The organism is Candidatus Coxiella mudrowiae, assembly GCA_001077715.1.
Lineage (GTDB): Bacteria > Pseudomonadota > Gammaproteobacteria > Coxiellales > Coxiellaceae > Coxiella > Coxiella mudrowiae.
Genome location: CP011126.1, coordinates 63,620 through 85,182, shown reverse-complemented (window position 1 = coordinate 85,182; position 21,563 = coordinate 63,620). Strand labels below are relative to the sequence as shown.

Below are 21,563 nucleotides of genomic sequence, written 5' to 3'. Positions count from 1 at the left end.
GTAAGCGTCGATGAACACAATTTATGCTCTCTAGGTATTCTATTTGGAACCAAGCAGAATAGAAGCGAACCTGTCGACGGACTTATGTGTGACAATTCTAACCTTACTATCCAATTTGATATTGCGGATATCCCTATAATCAAATTAAAAAATGGTCAATTGTTAGATGTAGCACTTTCGGCGCTCGAACAAGCGGGAGAGGCAGAGGTTATCTCAAGCCCTAAACTTATGACTAACAATCGTTAAACAGCAGTAATCGAATCGCTGGAAGAGATTTCCTACTAAAAAAAACTGGTGAAGGGAATACTAGTGTGACATTTTAAAAGCCAACCCTCCCCCTTAAAGTGACACCTATTGTCTTACTTAGTTAGACGCATCCTTTTACAACTTTCTGTCAATCAGGATAAAATAAGTTCTTTTTAGCAAATGGTGTACCGGCTATTCAGACTCAACAATTAACCACTGAGGTAATAGTTGATGATCAAGAAACGGTAGCCTTAGGCGGAATCTATGAACAGGCTAGCCAATAGGAAGAAACTGGAATCCCCGGTTTGTGTAGGATTCCTCTTTTAGGAGGGATATTTCGTCACCATCAGCGCATTAATGAGCAGAAACAATTATTAATTTTTGTAAAATACCTCAAATGATTACGATACATGCACAACAATATAAAAAACTCAGCAACCTCTATCTCATCGGACCGATGGGTTCTGGAAAAACGAGTGTGGGTAAACAGCTCGCTAACTTAACTGGAAATCGTTTTTATGATTCGGATATCGAAATTGAAAAACGCACGGGCGCAGATATCCTATGGATTTTCGATCGGGAAGGGGAAGAAGGTTTTCGTAAACGCGAAGCCGAAATGATTTCTTCATTGTGTAAATTTAATAATATTGTTTTATCCACCGGAGGAGGGGTCGTATTAAATGAAACTAACCGCCGTTCTTTATCTGAAAACGGTATCGTGGTCTATTTAACGGTATCAGTAGAAACACAATTAAAACGGATCGCTCGTAAAGGGAAGGCTCGCCCTCTCTTTATCAAAAATAATTCCAAAGAAAAACTTCAGGAACTCAACGAAGAACGCGAGCCTTTGTATCAAGCTATTGCTGATTTCACTTATCGAATGGATAATTTAAAACCTCGTCAATTATCAATTCGAATTTTGACGGATATTAAAAAATTTATAAAGTAAGCTTATGAATACTGCTTGTATTTTTGTTAATATCAAAGAATCTAGTTATCCCATTTATATTGGTGCAGATCTCTTAAACGACAAAAAACTTCTTTACCAATACATTGAAGGCTCTCAGATAATGATCGTGACTAATGACACGATTGCGCCATTCTATCTTGCACCATTAAAAACTATTTTTCACGATATTCAGTGTGATCAATTTCTCTTGCCTGATGGCGAACAGTTCAAAGATATTAAACAGTGGCAGGAAATCCTAAATAAACTAATTGCAGTTAATCATCATCGGAACACCACTTTAATTGCTTTAGGAGGGGGCGTCGTAGGCGATCTCACAGGTTTTGCCGCGGCGTGTTATCAACGAGGAGTCGATTTCATCCAATTGCCAACAACTCTCCTGGCTCAAGTTGATGCTTCTATTGGTGGCAAAACTGCTGTAAATCATCCATCAGGTAAAAATCTTATCGGCGCATTTCATCAGCCTAAAGCCGTAATTATTGATCTCAATACTCTTCACACCTTACCTCTACGTGAATTTAATGCAGGAATTGCTGAAATTATTAAAGCCGCGCTGATCTACGATGAGGAATTTTATATTGATCTCGAAACAAATATTACCTCTTTATTACGACGAGACTTAGATTATCTCCAAACTGCTATTAAACGAGCCTGCGAAATCAAGCGAGATATTGTCAGTGAAGATGAAAAAGAGAAGACTAGTCAACGTGCTCTCTTGAACTTAGGCCATACCTTTGGCCACGCTATCGAGCAGCTTTTAGGTTATGGATATTGGCTCCATGGCGAAGCAGTAGCAGTGGGCTTAATATTGGCGGCTGAATTATCCTCGTACCTAGGGCTTATTCGTTCTGACGAAGTAAATCGGGCTCGAGAGCTGCTCCAACAAATTCCCTTACCTACTCAATTACCTAAAGAGATTTCTCAAGATTCCTTATTAGATGCTATGCATAGGGACAAAAAAGCAATGAATGACCGGCTACGCCTCGTTTTATTGGAACGGATTGGGAGTGCATTTGTCTCGGGTCAAATTAATGACGATACCTTAAAATTATTTTTTGCTAGTTTGAATAAAAAATCGGTATAATCTAGTTGAAAATGATGAAAGAATTTCTTTATGAACATTGAAGAAGAGTTCGACGAATTATCTTCTATCTTCCCAACCCGTAAAACAGTCTTTATGGCAGTAAAATTTGGTTAAATTTATTTATTTTCTGCTGTTAGCTCTAATTTTTTTTGGCACTCTGGTATCACAAATATCATCACCCTCCAATAAGTAGAAACCCATGTGATCAGTAATGCGAATCCTATTTAAATGGCTGAGCAAATTCTTTCAGAAAGTCAAAAAGTAACTAATCATTATAGTGTCGTAATGAAAGAGAGGACACCTTAAGAATCAAGGTAAACATCAACCTTAGTTAAGAGCGTCTTAATAGCAACTCCATAAGCTACTGGTTGTAATACATTGTCTTCCACATTCGAATAAACTACCAATTAAAAGAATAAAGAATAATGATTCTCTAAAGTTTTTTGTAGTTCTTCTTCTAAAAGGGTCGGCAATTGCTTTATTTTTCATCATCATTAAGCTGCTTATCATTCAACTCTTCCTTTAAATACTTCTCAACAACAGCTAGTGAGTCACGCTGCTGCTTTTTTGATCGCTCGCTAGGATGGTAGTTCCACAAGGCAACCCGAATTTAATCGCTTAATTGGTGTAAAGGAGAAGTTAAATTTTTGTGCTGAGACGAATGAGGAAATGTTCTTTTTTACTGGCATCTCTGCCGAAAATATCATTTCCCTATTCCTATAACCATATTCATTGTAGACGGTTGTTATTGAAAATACACCTGCTGAACTTGTCAACTCTCCTTCGTCGTTTCCTGACGAGAGCAAGCTCTGATAACGTATGTTCCAATAGGTTTTCTTCTTCGCGGTTTAATTGATCCTTTCGCTTGAGAACTTCAATAAGGATTCTAACTTGGCTGTCCATGCCTTTAACCAATGTCTTAATTGCTCTATACAATGACGAGGACGGTTGTTGTTTTTGTAGCAGGCTAGGGAATAAGAGAGTAAGATTTCATAATAATAAGTAAATTGTTTAATAACTGCTAATCCTAATCGTTCTGGATTCTTTTGATTTTCAAGTATTTTCTTTAATTCCGCACGACTTTCAAAAAAAATTTTAAAGTCCTGGCTAAAATTATATAAATTTCTTCTATCTTCTCCAGACTAAGGTCGGCTCATCATTAAATTTAAATATTGTTATCAAATCTTGAAGACTACCTGACAAAGATTAAATTAATATTATCTCATCCCCCTTGCATTTATAACAGTTTGTATCGCTCAGGCGACTTTATCCTTCATCAACACACTCCGATAACACCACAATAAGCAAAAAGCACTAAAAACAAGAAGCACTTCAAACACATACATACACTGGACGGAGATGTAATAACTTCCGATGTCTACAAATAAGTAGATCAATAAAATTAGGATGCCGCTTAAGCTATTGAATATAGACTGCATTCGAGCTTGAAAGCGAAACCTTGTCAAGTGCTGCGCTTTTGTTACCATCAATGGCCATACAGCTAAACAGAGGCCAATGAAAAAATACAATATCTTAGCCCCAACGATGGTGCGATTCGCTCCAAACCAACCAAAGAAAATAGCTAACAAAAAACACAATAGCATTAAAGTTTTTCTAAGCCCCCATCGATCGGCTATCCAAGGCATAAAAATTCCTCCCACGACGACCCCGACAGACAAAGCGGCATCGATTTGCCCAAATTGAGAAATGCTACCCTGTAATGCATTCTTAACAAAAGGCGCTAGTAAAACAGGAGTTGTCATAAAGGACACTAAGATAAGCAACTGCACGGAATAAATCACAATTAATTTTGGATGATTACGTAAGTAAACAAGTCCTAACTTGAAATCATCAACAATAAAATGATAAGAAATTTTTGTTTTCTTGATTTTTTGTAACGTCGGCTTAACCCGCATCAACGCGAATGTTGAAAGAATAAAAATAATTCCCGTCACTAATATCGTTGGTGCTGGAGATAACCAAGCGACAAAAAAACCTGCCAAACCCATTCCTGCCACATTCCCAATTTCATAAGCAATATCAATGGTGAAGTTAGCATAAAGCAAATCATCTGAAATAACTATTTCACGAATTAGCGCGATTGCCGCAGGCAAATAAACACTGAAGCCTATTCCCAATAGTATTGTAAGAAAATAAATTACATAGGCAGAGATATGGTGACTAAAATGGCTACTAAAAAAAATTAACACAATTCCGCGAATGGCATTGCCACCTACCATTAACCATTTACGCGAATAGCGATCGGCAATAACCCCTAAAAAAGGCCCCAATAATACAGTTGGTACCCAAAAGTAGAGCATCAAAATCGAAACTGCCGCAACCGAATTATCGGCTTGTAAAATCAGCCAACTCAATGTAACGTAGCTTAAGCCCGAACCAAAGGTTGCTAAAAGGCAGCTCACAAAATACCATCGGAAGGAGAGTTGAGATAACAACTGCAACCGCTTACTGACAAACGCCATAACAACACCAAACCAATAAAAACAATTTCGTAGGGAAACCGACCCTTATATCATAATTTACCAATTTTGTCACCTCTATACGCGAGACCGTTATTCTTAGGATCTCTGAGGTTTAGTGATTTTGGGCAGTTGGCTACTCAATTAAGGATCTTCATTATTAAGGATCTTCATTGTAGATTTTTAAAAGGTGATAACCTAATTGACAACAATCTGGCGATCAAGTAGCGTACTTTTTAAGGAGATGCTCAGAAGCAACCCACTGTTAAAAAGGACCCCCTTCAAACTCCCATCCAAATCGGGACAGCGATGGAAAGCACGGTTAATTGTTAGTTTAGGCATGCTGATTTCTTGCTTATTGCCAGTCTGGTCATAATGGAAATTCAATATATAATGCCTTGGATATTTATGTGTGTAATGGCACGGGGGGATTCTACACAATAACTTTGTGCGTGGCTTGTATGGTACCCTGCGGCGTCATGATAAGATTTTTCCTGCTAATGCTTGGCATATGTTCTTCATTGGACAGGTTTAATCGCTGCCGTTTATTTAATCGCTATTTTCGTTAGCCGACGTATTGTCAATAATCGCGAGGCTGGGTTGTTTTTATCCTCCTTATTCTAGCATTAACTTTATATTTGACTGATATCTACATAGATATTATTTTTATGTTCATTGGAGTCAAGTCACATTGGGCATTTTAACTACGGGTATCATTTTTGTGAAAACCTACTTCTGGTTAATTATGATCGCCATTATTTCACTGGTTACTCTTAATTATTCTTTTCATTGTGACGCAAGATCATAAAAAACTGGAAGATGAAGTTTAATGATAATAACCAGATTATTATTGTTCCTTGGACTTAGTTAGCCTAATTTGCACCTCCATAACTGCTCAAATCTCTCTAAGCTCAAATTTACAATCCGGACTCTAAGAAATTTCGCGCCATGTAAAATCTAATGTTAACGTTAGCCTAGTTGTAAGAAATACAACAACCGGGCGCGTTCTTTTCAGCAAACGCGCAGAATATTTATACACCTCGCGACCAGCACTCAGAAATTATTTATCGCAATGTCTGCTTTATATTATTTAGTTTATATTTAGTAGGCGCTGATTATCAATTTGTAACTGCATTATTGACTAATGGCACCGTAAAAGGAAACACCTTTCAGGGGAATTTAATTCTTAAATTTTCTGGCAATCCCGAATTAACCACTTAACCACTGAGGACTTAAATTAATTCTTAAATCAATTAATTAAAAAATTAAAAGAGTTAGGCATTCGCCGTATTAATGGACGTTTCTTAATTGATAACACCCATTATAACGATATTCCCTACCCACCAGGATGGATGTGGGATTACTTAAGTTATGGTTATTCGGCTCCTGTAAATGCGATCATTATTGATCGTAATAAATTTTTATTACATATTTTGCCAGAAAAAAATTAACGCTCAGCCTAAGTTGGAAACCATTTTACCTAGGGGTGTGGCTCACTTTTACAATTTATAAAAACCACCGCAACACATGAAAAGGATTGTCCACTTACTATTTATAGTGACAATTACAATAATTACCGATTAGCGGGATGTATAAATCGGGCTTGGGGTCGCTCGCCAGCAGCGAACTTTAGCTATACACAATCCAATGCGTTATGAAAAAATGCTTTTACGACAAGCCCTTACGACAAGACTTAATTAATAAAGAATCAATTATCAAAAAGAAATCTTGTTAGGTCACAACCTTTGAACATGAAGAATTCTAGATAATCTAACAACGGATTCTCTTCTCCAGAAGATGGGAGAAATCTTTTACCAAGAAGCCGGTTCTTCGCAGAATGGGCTCCGTGCTCTTAAAAAGATATTAGCTTCCACTGGTATAAATTTTAAAGACAATTTAATTAACGATGGTGCGGAGCTTTCACGTTATAATCTGGTTAGTCCTGACTAACTATCTAAATTTCTTATTTTTACTTATCATCTTTATCATCATCCGCGAATTCGAGATCCTTTACTAAAAGCTTTTACTAAAAGCTTTGCCTATAGACGGCAAAGATGGTACCCTGGCTGGGCATATGTCAGCGTTAACTAATTCTGAGCGTATCCATGCCAAGACGGGCCCCATGGCGGGGGGAGGCCTACTTTAGAAGGCTATCTACAAACATAAAATAATGGGATGTTATCATTCGTTATCATTAATGGTTTCGTGAAAAAATCATTTCTATACCCACCTCGAAGATCGTATATGCGAAATCTTATACATCCCTTGGGAAAAAATAAACATGGATAAATATGCAATTATTGGTAATCCTGTCGATCACAGTTTATCGCCTATTATTTTTCAAGCTTTTAAAGAACAAACCCGACGAACGTTTCGTTATCTAAAAATAAAAGCTCCATTTAATGATTTTCCTAAGGTATTAAAAGAATTTCAAAAAGAAGGAGGTAAAGGAGCCAATATCACTTTACCTTTCAAATATGAAGCCTACAAACTGTCGAATAAACAGAGTCGTGAAGCAAAAGAAGCTCAAGCTGCGAGTGCTTTGCAATTTCTCGATGATGGCACTATTTATGGAGTTAATTATGATGGCTTAGGACTCGTACAAGATTTAACGTGCAACCACAATATCACTCTCGCTCAAAAATCCATCCTAATTTTAGGAGCAGGTGGTGCCACTCAAGGGATTTTAGGCCCATTAATGAATACCACACCAACACAAATTGTCATAGTTAATCGAACTGTATCCAAGGCGAGCGAATTAGCTTCGAATTTCCATTTACGGGGAGAACTTCAGGGCATCGGTTATAATGATTTAAAACCCATACCTTATGACATTATCATTCATGCTACTAGCTTAGGTCACCACGGTAAGTTTCCCTCTTTGCCAGCAGCGATCATAGGACCTAAGACTTGTTGTTATGATCTTTCCTATAGAAAAATCGCTCTGCCATTTTTACAATGGGCCAAACGTCAAGGTGCTAATAAATGTTTTGATGGCCTGGGCATGTTAATAGAACATAATGCTGCACTTTTTTATTTGTGGTTCGGGATTTACCCAGATACATCGCCTATCTTTAAGAGACTTAGCACGTCTTGTGAGATATCTTTCAATAAACACTAAGTTAATTTCATAATTTGCTAGATCTCTCTAGCTCCCTGATAAATAATAAAAAAAATATTTAATTGTTTGAATGAATATATATAATGAATATATATATTTTCAGGTTTTGGAGAGAGAATTAATGGATTTATACGTTAGTCCTATGGCGCTATGTTCTTGTTATAAGTGAATTACATGTTAAATTGCTTGCATGTTAAGGGAGTAACTTAGACCGCTTTTGGGAAGGGGGTAAACAGGGAATAGTTTTAGGAAAAGTTTGTCTCAGGGAACGAGAAAGGTCTAAGGATAGATTTTTTTGGTAGGGATTACCAACCGCAACCATCCCTCTTTTTTTCAATTATACATTTTTAGCAAGAAAGTATTTTCTTTTTCTTTCGTATCCGCTTCAACGTTTCCATTACGCGGATAAATTCCCTGACGGAGCCAGGCATCTGGTGTGAACCCATATCGCGAGCAAAAAATTCCTTTGAAATAATTCGAATTGTAATAAGCAAAAGGGAGCAAATAATATTTTAAAAAATCGAGACACTGAATAATGTATCGATTCGGATTTTCCTCGATAAGTGCTTGAGGTTGCGGGCTAAGTCCTTGCGCATAACTATTGAAAATGACTAAACCTGTCACAGCCCTTTCCAGCGAATCCGCTCTCAATATTTGCCATAATTTTTCCGCTTGTTGGCGAAACTCTATCAGCATTTGGTTAAAACCTTCTTCTTTCTCACAAGGGGCAGCAGAGGGATCAAGAGCCAATTGATTAAAATAAAGTAGAGGCGATTAAATTCCTTTTATTTTCACGATCGCTATCCTCTCGTAATAAAAAATAGAGCATTTCCTGTTCACTCTGTTCCTGCAATCGTTGGTCCTGAGTTCTTAACCAATGTCCATAGGCATAATTTAATTTTTTAAGCAGGCAACGTATAACTTCTGGAGTTAGAGGGTTACTTGATACCATAAACATTCCTCATCATTCCCTAGTCTAGGTACTCTACTTAACTTTTATTAAGTTAATCCTAGAGAGACATTGGTGTTGTCCCGCGGCTTGTCCGAGGGAACCAATCTATAAACTGTGCGAAAGAACCAGTTTCAAAAGGTAGAAATAAACAATTGCGAATAAAGCGCCAGCAGGTAGGGTAATAATCCAGAACATAAAGATATGCCTAATAATGGAAAGATTCAAAGCGCCAATACCTCACGAAAATCCTACCCCCAATACCGCACACCCACTAAAGTTTAGGTAGTCGAAATAGGCAACGCAACCCCGAAGCAGAGGCGACAACCACTGTAGTAACAGTAGCCAGATGAGCAGTAAAACAACGGCTCGGCGTTAATTGAGTAATATCTGTATCGATAGTTGCAATTACCCTATAGTCATACATGGCAAGACTACTCACAATTCCTGCAGCACCTAAGAGCAAAATCCCAAAGGGTATTCGAGCTTCCGCCAGTACTGCTCCTCCTTTAACAATTCCGACAACAGCTGACAAAAGTTCAATGGCATTGGCTACATCGTTAGACCCATGAGCAAAAGCCATAGCGCAAGCAGTAAAAATCATGAGAACACCAAATATTTTTTCCATCTTTGGAAAATTATATGGGCGCTGTCATTTGATCTAATGGGGATCCGCCGCAACAATAGATGGTCTATAAGCCAATAAAAGACTAATAAAAATAGAAATCACCACGCATAAATTCTGGAATTTTTAGACCAATATGTTTTAAGCCATTCAAAAAAAGTTACTAAACTAATTATTAAACTTACTAAAAAATATACCAAGTACATAGCGTTTAGTATTGTGGATGAGACTTCTCGCTCTCAAAAATAAGCGATTGCACACTACGAAATAAAAAATAAGCTATAAGGCAGGCGATTAAAGGGGTGACAGTCCAATTTATAATGATATTGACGACTTAATGCCAATAAATAGCCTGAACTCTTAGAACCATTAAACCAAAGCCAATAACAGCTTCCACAATATTATGAGTCGTTGAAATAGGACAACCCAAAAGATATGGGGATAATCAACTAGCTTCCTGCTGCTAAAGCAAGAGATGAAAGGGGACAAGGGCTTTAATTACACCGTTCTCGTTGAGTGGCGCTGTTAATTTTCTTAGTACGGCTTACCCAATAATCCTTTCCTTTCCTTAACTAAGGAGCTGGCAAAAGTAATTATGCCAATACCAAAAACCGCGTTATTTTTTGAGCCCACAGGGCAGCATTTATCACCTGGATTTATTTCCTGGTGAACTGGCTGAAACTATTATTTTAGTTGGGGACCCTATACACGCCAAATTAGTCTTGCGTTATTTTGATTGCATTGAAATAAAAAAATCGAAACGAGAATTCATCATTCACACTGAAAAAATTAGCAATCATCGGTTATCCATTATTAGAATTGACATAGGCTCGGAGGGTAATATTGACATAATTATCAATGAAGCCAATGCCTTATTTAACGTCGATTTTAAAGAGCTTAAAATAAAATCCAAATTAACCAGATTGCGGTTTATTCGATTCAGAACGGCTGTAGCATTGCAACCCGAAATATCAGTCGACAGTTACGTTGTTTCAGAACGCGCAATTGGTTTCGATGGATTAATAAATTTTTAAGCTAATTCCAATACTGACGATAAATTAACCCAAGATCTAAAAAATCATTTTTATTCATTTCTCGTTACTGGTAATTTTTATGCTCCCAAAGCTACATCTTCATTGCTAAATTTATTTTCTAAAGATGAACATCAAGGACTGACCATTTCGTTAATTGGATTTTATGGCCTGCAATATTGTCAACTACGTGCACCTTTGGCTAGCTTAGATTTTCTTGAAATGGCACGAAGCTTTAAAGTGATCCAGCATGTTATTACTAATTTCGAAATGGGGGCCGGCGGCCATTTATGGACTAAGTAAGCTATTAAATCATGAATGCTGTTCCATAAGTACTATCGTAGCTAATTGGATTACTGATAAAATAAGTAAAGAGCTCCCAAAAGCCATCAAAAAGATGATTGAGGCCGGACTCGAAAAGTTGATATACTAATTTTATGTTGCCACAAACTTCAATCTTAGACATGTTCGGTCGTTCTCCCACTTTTTTTGAGGCGCTTATCGCGCAAGATTGGAAACAAGCTTCGAGCGTGCATCAAACTATTATTCAATTTGAAAACGAAGCAGATGAACTAAAATGGAATTTTCGTCGTCATTTACCTAAAAGTTTGCTACTACCGGTACCTCGTGGTGATTTTCTGGACTTACTGGCCAAGCAGGATAAAATAGCTAATACCGCTAAGGATATTGCAGCAATTATGATCGGACATCGAATGGAAATTCCTTCACCTCTCGTAACCAAATTTAAAAATTTTTTAAATCATTGCGTAAAAGCTTCAGCACAAGCACAAGAGGCAATCAATGAACTTGATGAATTATTAGCCTCAGGCTTTCGGAGAAAACAAACGGATTATGTAGATAAACTAATCAAGCAACTTAACAATACGGAATATCAGACCGACCAATTACAAATTAAAGTACAACAATCGCTTTTTCAAATTGAAAATACTCTAGCATCCTTAAACGTTATTTTTTTGTATAAAATAATACAACAAATCAGCTTTTTGGTTGATCACGCTCAACAGACTGGCAATCATTTACAATTATTAACGGAAGTTTAAATAATGACACTCGCTTCTTACGATGCTTTAAAAGAAATTCGACATTATGCTCCCGATTTTCAACCCCGATTGGCTATCGTTCTGGGCTCAGGTTTAGGCGAATTAACTGAGCAAATTGAAGAGCCCATCATTATTTCTTATCATCAATTACCGAGTTTCCATAAACCTAAAATTGAAGGCCATGCTGGTAAACTCTATTTAGGTAAAATCAAAGGCATTCCGGTAGCTTGCCTACGAGGACGCGCTCATCATTATGAAGGAGTTGATAATAATTCCATTAAAACTATGGTTCGCACTTTAAAACTACTGGGGTGTGAAACTTGGTTAGCTACGAACGCTGCAGGTTCCTTACGAGAAAACCTCAAACCTGGCAGTTTGGTTTTAGTTAAAGACCACATAAATTTTCAATTTAATAACGCTCTGGTAGGTCCCAACGAAGATGATTTTGGATCTCGCTTTGTTAGCATGGAGGATGCTTACGATCCAATTCTTCGTACTAAATTTTTACAAATTGTAGATCACTTATCTATCGATTTACCAGAAGGGGTTTATATTGGTGTCTTGGGACCGGCTTTTGAAACACCCGCTGAAATTAAGGCCTATCAACTTCTAGGCGCAGATGTTGTGGGTATGTCTACTATTCCCGAGGTAGTCATCGCTCGACATTGTGGGATGCGCGTTGCAGTAATTTCCGTCGTCAGTAATTTCGCCGCTGGAATGACGGAAGAAAAAGTTACCCATGAACAAACATTACGGGGGGTAAAATTAGCTACAGAAAATTTGACCCGATTAATCTTAACCTTTATCGAACAATATCTATCATGAAAGCTGAAAATACCACTAAAAAGCTAATCCCTTTGATTGATTTAACTAGCTTAGATGACCAGGAGGATACCCTCCAAACTATTGAGAAATTATGCCATAAAGCAAAGACACCTTATGGTTTTATAGCAGCTGTCTGTATTTATCCTCAATTTGTTAAACTCACGTATAAATTATTAATGAACACACCCGTAAAAGTGGCAACAGTCGCCAATTTTCCTAACGGAAATCAATTAATAACTGATTGTATCGAAACCATTAAACAATCAATCGCCGATGGGGCAGATGAAATCGATGTAGTTATGCCTTACGCCACCTATTTGGAAGGAAATACAAGCAGCGTCAAAGAATTTCTACAAGTTTGCCGGGGTATTTGCACACCTCCTACTGTATTAAAAGTTATCATTGAAACAGGGGCCTTAATTAATCATGATGTTATTTTCAGCGCTACTAATTTGGCTATTCAGACAGGAGCCGATTTTATTAAAACTTCTACAGGAAAAACAACTACCGGCGCTACTCCCGAAGCCGTTGAATTAATTTTAGAGGCCATAAAAAATTATCTGGAGAAAAAAATTGGTTTAAAAATATCTGGTGGAGTTCGCACCATTGAACAAGCGCTAGCTTATTTTCAATTAGTGGAAAAAAATATGGGCAAAGAATGGATTTCTCCAAATACTGTCCGTTTTGGGGCGAGTCGCTTATTAGACGAGATTTTAACTGTAGATTTAAAATAGCGAATATTATTGTTCTTTAGCACTCACTCGATGGACCTGAGTACCATCGTCTTTTCCAACTTATCAAAGCTATGATTAACAACGTTGGAACCATTAAAATAAAATTTATCGCCATTAGGAGTTGCTATAAAACCAAAATCATCTTCTTTGAAAAGACAGACAATTTTACCCTGCAATAATTCGGGTGAGATTTAATTTGGCCCTCGCGCATTCGCATGACTTCTTCCACTTATCGAGCCATATCATCAAAGGCATCACGAATTGAAACATACAAATCTTCTTCTGCATTGCGATTTACGATCAATTCTTTTCCAGGTAATGTGAGATTAATCCACACATTATACAGCTTACCTTGGTGTTGATTCCGTTTTGGCAATTCTACTACAGCATGACAAGAAATAATTTGATCAGAATATTGATTGAGTTTATCCACTTTTTTATGAATTCGATTTTCAATAGCTTCTGTAGCCTCAATATTACGCAATATTATTTGGAATGGAACTTGCATTCATAACCTCCTAAAACGTAAACCACTCAAGTTTAAAAAAACTTGTTTAAAATTCTTACTTATTTTAAAATTTTCTTAAACTAAATAAGTTATTAAAACAATTAAATATTCTTAGTTCAACAAATTAGCTTAACGAAAAAGGAAAGCTAATGAGAGAATACTCAATAAAGGCGGGCTATTTAGGGCTTCTAAAAGAGAAACACTTACTAAAGAATTTTCTCGTCTCAGCTTTGGATTAAATAATTTTTTAGAATAATTCTCCGCAAAGTTATCATCTGATCAAATAAAATTTTTAGTTAACTAACGTTTTTATCTTTATATGAATTTATTTTTGTCAAAGATTTTCCCGATGCACCACTCTATCGTCGTGTAACTGATAAACTGTTGATAACATTAGCTTTTAAAAAAACAGGAAAAGAGCTTCGCAAATTATTAAAAGCACGGTTCTTAAATTTAGTAAAAGAAACGAATCGTAAAATTGCTACTCTCTTTAGAGAACGAACTTATAGAGATTTGGAAGAATTATATTCCTCATTAAAAATAAAAGCTGTCTTAAAATATTCTGGATTCTCTAAAAAATAGATCCGATACTACTATCGAACAATTCTTTTTAAAAAGAAAGAAAGTCTTGCAAAAAGGCTTAGAATATAAAAAAATATCATTAAAAATCAATATACTAACTTCACGAAAGAAGACGTTCCTAAGAAAAACTTTCTCCTTTAAGCTATGAGGATTTTTTAAAGACTACTCAGCCAAAACCTGTTAGCATCCTAGCGAAGCACTTTGAAATTCCAGTCTTCCTTGAAGGCAAAGCGAAAGCTAAAGATATTGAACTTCCCTTCATATCTATTAATAAACTAATCTTTTAAACTAATCTTTTCCGGCGTTAAAAAAGGTCTTGAAAATTATCAGACAGACCCCTCTCAAAATGACACTTTGACTAAAAAATTGAAAAGGTAGAATAACCAATTCACATAAAAGTTTAGATTCTTGGAAACAATTTTAATCAGAAGCAGAGGCAGATCCCGATTTTTTATATAGTTACCATGGTAGAAGCATCATGGGTCGTTATTAATTTGGCAACAGACCCTCTTCAGCACAAATTCACATTTTTAAAATACTCGACAGTAAAATTAAGGCTGGCTACTAAAATCAACGCGAGATTCTTTGAAAAAATAATTCGCCTAATCTTTCTGACTGGATTGAATCTTATTATTCCTTTAAGCTCTTTTTTAGTATAACTTATCAATTAATAAAACCATTCCTTGAGATTGAGGCTTATATTTCAGAGCTGAAAAAGAAAAAAGAAGAGTTCAGATTGGATATACAAGAAGAGAAAATATTAAAATAAATTCGATTTAAAGAAACCCTCATTCATGAATACAATCTTTCAATTGTACAATTAGAAGCTAATAATTCAGTGTAATAAAGCTATTGAAGAGCTCCGAGCAAAAATATTGGAACTAAAGGCCGATGCTGAAAAAATATCAAGATATAACCTGCTATGAAATAGAATCTGAAATATTTTTTTCCAGAAATGATCACGCTTTTAACAGAACTCCCGCTAGCCAGCAAGGTACGTAATAACGCAAGCGCTCGTGTTCTTAACAGATGGAAAGAAACTCTCCAACAATTTCGAACACATTTAGAAGCATCAATACGATTAATAACTGATAGGGTTAATTGCAGAATTTAGGTTTCAATTAGAGAATTTTCTACAAAAACAAATGGCAACAAAATTCCTACACTCGAAGAACTAGAACGATTTGAATCTTTAACCAAGAAACTTAAAGCTTGGAATTAGGCAATTTCGGAATCTGAATCTTTCAATGCTTGCAAAACCCATTTTGAAAATAAAATTTGTGATACTCGGCGGCAATTAAGTTATTCTCTTAACCTTTTTTATGAGAAAAAATTGAACCCAAAATTACTAAGAGAATAAGTTATTTGAATAATGAAATTGAATTCACATCGAGAGCAATAGGGATCTATCAGGGATCCTTTTGGAGAAATAGAGACGCCCGAGAAATATTAACGGAAATTAAGGTGGAGTTTTCTCTCTTCCATGATAGATATAGTAAATTACATAAAAATATTTTTTCTGTTAATGAACTCAAAGAGATTTATTTGGATGTAAAGACCACAGATGATCGAGTTATCGTCTTTTGCACTGAAAATATGAGCTTACTGGAAAAGTCTCCGTGGAACGTATGTGAGAGCTGTTTTTGATAGTATCAAGACCTGCCTGGGTTTCATCCTCGATGCTTTTAACAATTCGTGCAAAAATGAAAATACTCCGCCGGTAGGAGAATATCACCAATCGAGCTCCGTAAAAGCAGCTAGCTGTATAGGAGACACCGTTCATTTCTTTCAAAGAGTACGATTCTCACCTTCAGAATCAGAAATCAGAAGACGAACGTTTGGCTAAATATACGATGTCTTCGCTGAGCAGATCAGCAGGATGATAGAGCATTCATTTTATCAACTGTGAAGGCGCTCCGTGCTCTCTTCAAATATGGGCTCAACCATACTCTGCCATAAGGGATTGTAGTTGGAAAAAAGGGCTCGGGATTTTCGCCATTCGGCAGTGATTTCTTTCAATTCCCGTGAAATCCGCCGGCAATCTCGAGAAAGGGCAGTAATGAGTTCACCCATAGCCTCTTCATTCAAATCTTTGTTAGCTGCCTGGATGGCCATGTCCCGATAGGTGGAATTCGAGGCATATAAAATCGCTCGTTCGTAATGTTTCACGTTGAATTTGGGTTCATGCCAAGCTCCTTTAGCCTTCTCACAAAGGGCCAATTCACCAGCGCTCTTTAAAACTTCTTTTTTAAATTTATTAAAATCGGAGAGTTCCCATCCTTGGCGTTTGTTATCTAAGTAAGTGACTAAGGCGGCTAACGCCTCATAGGTCTGTTTTTCTTTTTTTTCGAGGGTACAAAGGTTACTGTACAACTTTACCTGTTGAGGATCTAAAACCCTTTGCATTGTTGTCATCAGATACTCCCATGGTAACTTCAGATGGACGGATTATACCTCTTTTCGAGAAAGATTTCCTTATTTTAAAATGGTATTAACCGAATCTTCTTATTTCTGGTCTTTACGCAACAAAATGGGAAACACCGATATTATCGTCCTTCTCAAACATAACTCATTATTCTATAAACCTTTTAATCGGACAAGACGTGTACGACGAAATGGTAGAGGAGAGCGGAGGGCAGTTAAAAATTAATTGATCCCCCCCTTTTTTTTGTGTGTGTGGGGGGGGAGACTCCACTATCAGGGATTTAAAGGAGGTTATTCTTGCTCGATTTTTTCCGTTTCAGGTACTTTTGTCTTTTCTTCGTTCTGAATGCGCTGATAAATTTCTTCTCGATGGACTGGAATATGTTTCGGCGCCTCGATACCAATTCGCACTTGATTACCTCGAACTTCCAAGACTGTTATGACAATCTTTTCGTTGGATAAATCACCCCGAAGAGTAGTTGAATGTGCTGAGGTTTCGGTTGTTTCGGTTGTTTTAGTTTTGACTTTCTCATCTTTGCCGATGATTAAACGCTGACCAAGTGTTCTTGTTAGGACTAACATGATAAACTTCCTTTATCTTAAAGCCACCTTACCAAAGCGGTGGCAGTTTCACGCAGAACTTCCTTTTTATATAGTTCTCCTTGGAATCTCACGAGATTCGATCAAAGCGTGCCCATAGATAAGCTTTAGAGCGAGCCATTATACCCAGGATAGAAAGAAGTGCAAGGGGTCAAATTTTGTATTCGAAACTCCTGATTTATATTTGTGATCTTCTGTAAAGTTTAACACCAGCAGAAGTTCCCACGAGTAAAGTATCCGCGGGACGATAAGCAAAAAGTCCGTTACTGACAACGCCAGGGATATTATTCAGTGTTCTTTCAAGTTCCAATGGATCAAGGATATTTAAATTATGAACATCCAAAATAACATTGCCATTATCGGTAATGTACCCTTGACGATAAACAGGATCGCCTTTTAATTTTACAATTTCACGCGCGACGAAACTTCGGGCCATTGGAATAACTTCGATGGGCAAAGGAAATTTACCCAAAACGTCGACTTGTTTGCTTTCATCTGCCACGCAAATAAAATGCTTAGAGGCAGCAGCGATAATTTTCTCGCTTGTCAGTGCGCCCCCGCCACCCTTGATAAGATAAAAATGTTTATTAAATTCATCTGCGCCATCTATATACACTTCCAAATTTGAAACCGAATTAAGATCAATTAAAGGAACCCCTTTTTCTTTTAAGCGTCTTTTCGTAACAACAGAACTAACCACCGCTCCCTCGATTTGGTGTTTCATCTCAGCGAGCGCATCGATAAAATAATTCACGGTGGATCCAGTGCCAACACCAATAATGTCAATATTTTTGATATATTGAATAGCCTCCAGCGCTGCCGTTTTTTTAAGGTTGTCTTTTGACATTCTTTCTCACTTCTAATTAATTATAAACTTCCGATTTTTTTCACTACCATCCACGCGAATAATGGTTCCATTAATCCACGCAGATTCTGCTATCGCTAATAATGCCACCATGTTCGCTACATCTTCTGGCTGAGTAAGTCGCTTAAAGGTGTTTTTCATTTTCACAACTGCCTTCATGCAGTTACCCCGGGGAATTAAACACAATGCTGGTGTGTCTGTTACTCCGGGCTGAAGTAGGTTACAACGAAATACCATAGGCGGCAAATTCCACAGCAATAGAGGGAGACACGGCCTCAAGCGCCACCTTGGCAGCAAAGACCGCAACATAACCCCGCCCACGCCACTTCGTTGCCTTCACTAGTAAAACTGATTACTCGAGCGTCTTTTACAGAAAGGATCTGTTGATGGAGCATCTGAGTCCATGTCAAAAGGCTGATGCTCATACTATGGTATTGACGATATCTTCCTATTTGATAAGCGCTCACTATATTGAGGGAGTTGCAATAAAGACAATAAAGACAATAAAGACAATAAAGACAATAAAGACAATAAAGACAATAAAGACAATAAAGACAATTCAGGCAAATATTGTTCATGATGACTCACTTTTTCTTTTTAGAGCTTCGGGAAGCATACCTAATGCCGTCGCAAAATCCTTAAGGCCAGTATTGGGTTTTCCCTGTTGGTTTTTCGGGAACAATCGGTTTTAAATTGCCAAAGGCAATGGAATGCAGTAAAACTTTAATTCTTCCTTGTTCTTCTAGAGCTGATTTGAGCTGTTCGATTATTTCAGCTTGACCCTCTTTAACTCAATGCCGTCCATATTGCAAGACCAAAACTGCGTTCCATACGATCTAATTTCATTGAAAGATTGATTGATTTTTACCATCGCTCCACCGACGGTCGCAATGGACTATAAATAAATTCATTCCCGCCAACGCTAATTTTTTGGCACTCGCTAATCTAAAACCCGCTAGAACCCACAAGGATAAGAGCCCACTCATTGGAGTTAAAAAATTTCATCCATTTCTCCTTTCTCAATAAATATACTCATTTTAATTAAAATTTGAAATACGATGTTTGGAAAGATAAGTATTTTTACGTGAGGATATTGGCGAGGAGGGAAACCGCCGCTTCCCGTTGTATTTCTTCCAATAGTAAATCCTTACTTTTTAATAAAGAATTTAACCACTCTTGAAAGTTAAGACGAAATTGATGATCTTCGGATTAATAACAAGATTCGGAGTTATTGGTAATAGTTCGTAATGAACCATAATAATGAACCATAATTTCGAAGGTTCGCCTCAAAAAATTTCCAAAAAGAAAGATCCTTAGAATAATAGATTTTTACATTTAAAATACCATTAAGTTTGTCATGCAACTTATTTAGCACAATGATTGTTCACGCGCCTTTCGATCTCAGCAAATTCAGATAAAGTGATGTTTGATTTTGATGTTTGGCAGAACTAAAACGAGTATCTTCCAAAAAGTTCATTATTGTGGTTAGAAACTCTCTAAATCTATTGCAAGCATTCTCTGTAATTTTAATATCTCGGCCTCTCTTTTAACTCCAGACGCTTACGAATAGCTCTAGTCGAATGGCGATGTAAGAAAGGATATCCTAAATAACCAACAGCCTAATCCAACTAAAGGTAACTGCCATAATAATTCTCTTTTCATAAAGAATTTAATAGAGGGAATCTTACGATTGAAGACATAGACTAACACTAATACAAGTGCTAAACAATGATTGCTAATTAATTTACCAGGACTTAGGATCTAAGTCGGCGTCCCCTTCAATTCTCCAATGGTAGCCAGGGCGCAGAGGCGCAGACACAATATCCAGTTAGAAAAACCTGTCCATAACAGGGGAATACTTAAAGGGAACCTTCGAAGAGTTTGACGCCAAGATTTAACGTCGAGAACAAAGAAAAAACCAGCTAAAATGATAACTGACAGCACTAAAAATTCTGAAATTAACAAATAAAAGGTTATAACCAAAATAGCGAATAAATTTTTAAACCACCGGCACATTTTTAACCTATGTGAGGCTTATCTCCGCTTGTTTCCTATTTAAAATAAAGCAAGGTCCCTGTCTATATGAATAGGGAAACCGAAATTGAAAAGCCTTCGCAGAAAGGAAAAGAATTCTACTTAAATAGAAGATAGAATTTTCTTTCTGAACATAAAACAGTTTCCCATCTACTTGAACTCCTTTCTAATCATGCTACAATCCAATTAATGGAAAAGTTTAAGCTAGGAGCGCTCTGCGTTGATACAGCAGTTATTACTTTTGCCATTTTTGGATATTTTTATTTATTATCTCGATTTTTTAAACCGTCATTTAATGTTAATTGGTTAGATTAACCGCTTATTTTTTCTTGCTGTTATTTTTCGCAGATTTTATATCTAGTTTGATACACTATATTATCTATAATATCGATATTCAAAATAAGCATATCAAAAATAGTTTATTAAACCATTCCGAAATCATCATATAGATCGCTTAGAAATAATCCAAAATAATTTTTTAGAAACAAATGGAAATAACACAATTGAAGCCAATTTAATAATTTTTCCCGCTTTGTTTTTATCTTATCCTACCAATTTATTAAATTTTATCTTTTATGTTTTTATTCTTGTTCTTTCCGAAGAGTTACTTTTCACAAATCAAATTCATAAATAGGCTCACATGAGAGAGCCTCCAATAATCATTTATTACTTACAAAAAAGGACCGCCTTCTTTTAACTCTGGCTAATCACAACTTACATCATCATACTTTAGATCGCTATTATTGCATTACGATGGGTTGGATGAATTGGGTAATTTTCCAATTGAAAATCTATGAAAGACTGAGAAGAATAAAGATCTATTTGGAAATAAAAAATAAATTAAATTTAGCCTAATTATTCAAAATAAAATAACGATTATCCATCAGATGTTCTTATGTTCTTAATCAATAAACAGCCCAACTAATCAACTTAGGCAACCAAATTGTGGGAACTATTCGAGCGGCCCACACAAAAAATCGATTGTATCACCCAGGAATAATTATTAAGCAATGTTTCTTTATACCTCTATAAATAACTTGAGCTACTCTTGAAGCCGATAACGTAAAAGAACTGCCTTCCACATTTCTGCCGATTCGTCGATGAAATTGTGTCTGAGTTGACCCATGAGATGCATAACTTACTTAAATACCGCTGCTTCTTAATTTCGGCTACCAAATCTAGCTAAAAAGATTTTACAAACGATTTAGTAGCGACATATAAAATTGGGGGACTGCAAAAAAGAGTAGAAAGAGGCAATATTACCAATACAGTCTTTTTTTTGATCTTTCATTTTCTACTTTATTTGATCGACATTGCTTTGCACTTTCCTACATACTCCTTCATTCCGACCAGTTAATAGCAAATTATAACCTTTCTTGGCATAGAATCGCTAGTGCCTTGCCTTGCTAAGGCTTCTAAAACTTCCT

24 protein-coding genes and 1 pseudogene are annotated in these 21,563 nt (G+C 36.6%); 15 read left to right on the top strand and 10 right to left on the bottom strand.

Annotated elements, in window-relative coordinates; translation table 11 throughout:
- The first annotated feature begins 84 nt into the window (after positions 1-84).
- From CleRt_RS10980 to aroB, 4 genes and pseudogenes are all read left to right on the top strand, one after another.
- Positions 85-246: a hypothetical protein gene (locus CleRt_RS10980; RefSeq protein ID WP_157870744.1), complete on the top strand. Its 162-nt coding sequence runs from the start codon at positions 85-87 to the stop codon at positions 244-246.
- Positions 247-440: 194 nt separating this feature from the next.
- A pseudogene (locus tag CleRt_RS10975) lies at positions 441-647 on the top strand (secretin GspD/PilQ domain-containing protein).
- Positions 644-1,195, top strand: coding sequence for a shikimate kinase (locus CleRt_RS00385; RefSeq protein ID WP_048875741.1), 552 nt, complete (start codon positions 644-646; stop codon positions 1,193-1,195). Before CleRt_RS10975 ends, CleRt_RS00385 begins: the two are co-directional and overlap by 4 nt.
- A 4-nt stretch (positions 1,196-1,199) precedes the next feature.
- Positions 1,200-2,297, top strand: coding sequence for a 3-dehydroquinate synthase (gene aroB, locus CleRt_RS00380; protein ID WP_048874781.1), 1,098 nt, complete (start codon positions 1,200-1,202; stop codon positions 2,295-2,297).
- Positions 2,298-3,553: 1,256 nt separating this feature from the next.
- On the opposite strand, the gene CleRt_RS00375 is transcribed toward aroB, so the two are convergent.
- Positions 3,554-4,780: an MFS transporter gene (locus CleRt_RS00375; protein ID WP_048874780.1), complete on the bottom strand. Its 1,227-nt coding sequence runs from the start codon at positions 4,778-4,780 to the stop codon at positions 3,554-3,556.
- 1,134 nt (positions 4,781-5,914) lie between these two features.
- Between CleRt_RS00375 and CleRt_RS12830 the strand changes: the two genes are divergently transcribed.
- The 4 genes from CleRt_RS12830 to aroE all read left to right on the top strand — a co-directional run bounded on the left by CleRt_RS12830 (position 5,915) and on the right by aroE (position 7,898).
- Complete coding sequence (locus tag CleRt_RS12830) at positions 5,915-5,998, top strand: hypothetical protein (protein ID WP_306686878.1); 84 nt, start codon at positions 5,915-5,917, stop codon at positions 5,996-5,998.
- A 35-nt stretch (positions 5,999-6,033) separates the two neighbouring features.
- Positions 6,034-6,228, top strand: coding sequence for a D-alanyl-D-alanine carboxypeptidase (locus CleRt_RS12825; protein WP_306686877.1), 195 nt, complete (start codon positions 6,034-6,036; stop codon positions 6,226-6,228).
- Positions 6,229-6,574: 346 nt separating this feature from the next.
- A complete protein-coding gene (locus CleRt_RS10965; RefSeq protein ID WP_235379072.1) occupies positions 6,575-6,727 on the top strand; it encodes a D-alanyl-D-alanine carboxypeptidase in 153 nt (50 codons plus the stop codon).
- Positions 6,728-7,058: 331 nt separating this feature from the next.
- Positions 7,059-7,898, top strand: coding sequence for a shikimate dehydrogenase (gene aroE / locus CleRt_RS00365; protein ID WP_048875740.1), 840 nt, complete (start codon positions 7,059-7,061; stop codon positions 7,896-7,898).
- A gap of 333 nt (positions 7,899-8,231) precedes the next feature.
- Here the strand turns inward: aroE and CleRt_RS00360 are convergent, their stop codons facing one another.
- The 3 genes from CleRt_RS00360 to CleRt_RS10960 all read right to left on the bottom strand — a co-directional run bounded on the left by CleRt_RS00360 (position 8,232) and on the right by CleRt_RS10960 (position 9,475).
- A complete protein-coding gene (locus tag CleRt_RS00360; protein WP_048874779.1) occupies positions 8,232-8,648 on the bottom strand; it encodes a hypothetical protein in 417 nt (138 codons plus the stop codon).
- Positions 8,649-8,652: 4 nt separating this feature from the next.
- Positions 8,653-8,850, bottom strand: a complete 198-nt coding sequence (locus CleRt_RS00355; RefSeq protein ID WP_048874778.1) for a hypothetical protein — start codon at positions 8,848-8,850, stop codon at positions 8,653-8,655.
- 271 nt (positions 8,851-9,121) lie between these two features.
- Positions 9,122-9,475, bottom strand: a complete 354-nt coding sequence (locus tag CleRt_RS10960; protein ID WP_053097807.1) for an inorganic phosphate transporter — start codon at positions 9,473-9,475, stop codon at positions 9,122-9,124.
- A gap of 620 nt (positions 9,476-10,095) precedes the next feature.
- Here CleRt_RS10960 and CleRt_RS00345 point away from each other — a divergent pair.
- From CleRt_RS00345 to deoC, 5 genes are all read left to right on the top strand, one after another.
- Positions 10,096-10,506 (top strand): nucleoside phosphorylase-I family protein, encoded by a 411-nt coding sequence (locus CleRt_RS00345; RefSeq protein WP_048874777.1) that lies wholly within the window; start codon positions 10,096-10,098, stop codon positions 10,504-10,506.
- Between the two features lie 102 nt (positions 10,507-10,608).
- Complete coding sequence (locus tag CleRt_RS00340) at positions 10,609-10,806, top strand: hypothetical protein (RefSeq protein WP_048874776.1); 198 nt, start codon at positions 10,609-10,611, stop codon at positions 10,804-10,806.
- Between the two features lie 134 nt (positions 10,807-10,940).
- Entirely contained in the window at positions 10,941-11,564 is a 624-nt protein-coding gene (locus CleRt_RS00335; protein WP_048874775.1) for a TIGR00153 family protein, read from the top strand.
- 3 nt (positions 11,565-11,567) lie between these two features.
- The gene (locus CleRt_RS00330) at positions 11,568-12,389 is read left to right on the top strand and encodes a purine-nucleoside phosphorylase (RefSeq protein ID WP_048874774.1); all 822 of its coding nucleotides are present in this window, start codon (positions 11,568-11,570) and stop codon (positions 12,387-12,389) included.
- A complete protein-coding gene (deoC, locus tag CleRt_RS00325) occupies positions 12,386-13,123 on the top strand; it encodes a deoxyribose-phosphate aldolase (RefSeq protein WP_048874773.1) in 738 nt (245 codons plus the stop codon). Before CleRt_RS00330 ends, deoC begins: the two co-directional genes overlap by 4 nt.
- 229 nt (positions 13,124-13,352) lie before the next feature.
- Here the strand turns inward: deoC and hpf are convergent, their stop codons facing one another.
- From hpf to CleRt_RS10940, 6 genes are all read right to left on the bottom strand, one after another.
- Positions 13,353-13,631 carry a ribosome hibernation-promoting factor, HPF/YfiA family gene (gene hpf / locus CleRt_RS10955; RefSeq protein WP_235379070.1) on the bottom strand — a complete coding sequence of 93 codons (279 nt, stop codon included), beginning with the start codon at positions 13,629-13,631 and terminating at the stop codon, positions 13,353-13,355.
- A 2,481-nt stretch (positions 13,632-16,112) separates the two neighbouring features.
- A complete protein-coding gene (locus tag CleRt_RS00305) occupies positions 16,113-16,628 on the bottom strand; it encodes a hypothetical protein (protein WP_048874770.1) in 516 nt (171 codons plus the stop codon).
- Between the two features lie 300 nt (positions 16,629-16,928).
- A complete protein-coding gene (locus CleRt_RS13735) occupies positions 16,929-17,219 on the bottom strand; it encodes a carbon storage regulator (protein WP_048874769.1) in 291 nt (96 codons plus the stop codon).
- Positions 17,220-17,415: 196 nt separating this feature from the next.
- Positions 17,416-18,084, bottom strand: coding sequence for a ribose-5-phosphate isomerase RpiA (gene rpiA / locus CleRt_RS00295; protein ID WP_048874768.1), 669 nt, complete (start codon positions 18,082-18,084; stop codon positions 17,416-17,418).
- 12 nt (positions 18,085-18,096) lie between these two features.
- On the bottom strand, positions 18,097-18,339 hold the full coding sequence (locus CleRt_RS10945) for an SDR family oxidoreductase (RefSeq protein WP_235379068.1): 243 nt from the start codon (positions 18,337-18,339) through the stop codon (positions 18,097-18,099).
- Positions 18,340-18,377: 38 nt separating this feature from the next.
- Positions 18,378-18,680 carry a hypothetical protein gene (locus CleRt_RS10940; RefSeq protein WP_235379066.1) on the bottom strand — a complete coding sequence of 101 codons (303 nt, stop codon included), beginning with the start codon at positions 18,678-18,680 and terminating at the stop codon, positions 18,378-18,380.
- Between the two features lie 1,877 nt (positions 18,681-20,557).
- Here CleRt_RS10940 and CleRt_RS13730 point away from each other — a divergent pair.
- Complete coding sequence (locus CleRt_RS13730; RefSeq protein WP_082160374.1) at positions 20,558-20,770, top strand: fatty acid desaturase CarF family protein; 213 nt, start codon at positions 20,558-20,560, stop codon at positions 20,768-20,770.
- A complete protein-coding gene (locus CleRt_RS13725) occupies positions 20,767-20,991 on the top strand; it encodes a fatty acid desaturase CarF family protein (protein ID WP_082160373.1) in 225 nt (74 codons plus the stop codon). The genes CleRt_RS13730 and CleRt_RS13725 overlap by 4 nt, the downstream gene beginning before the upstream one ends.
- Positions 20,992-21,563 lie beyond the last annotated feature (572 nt).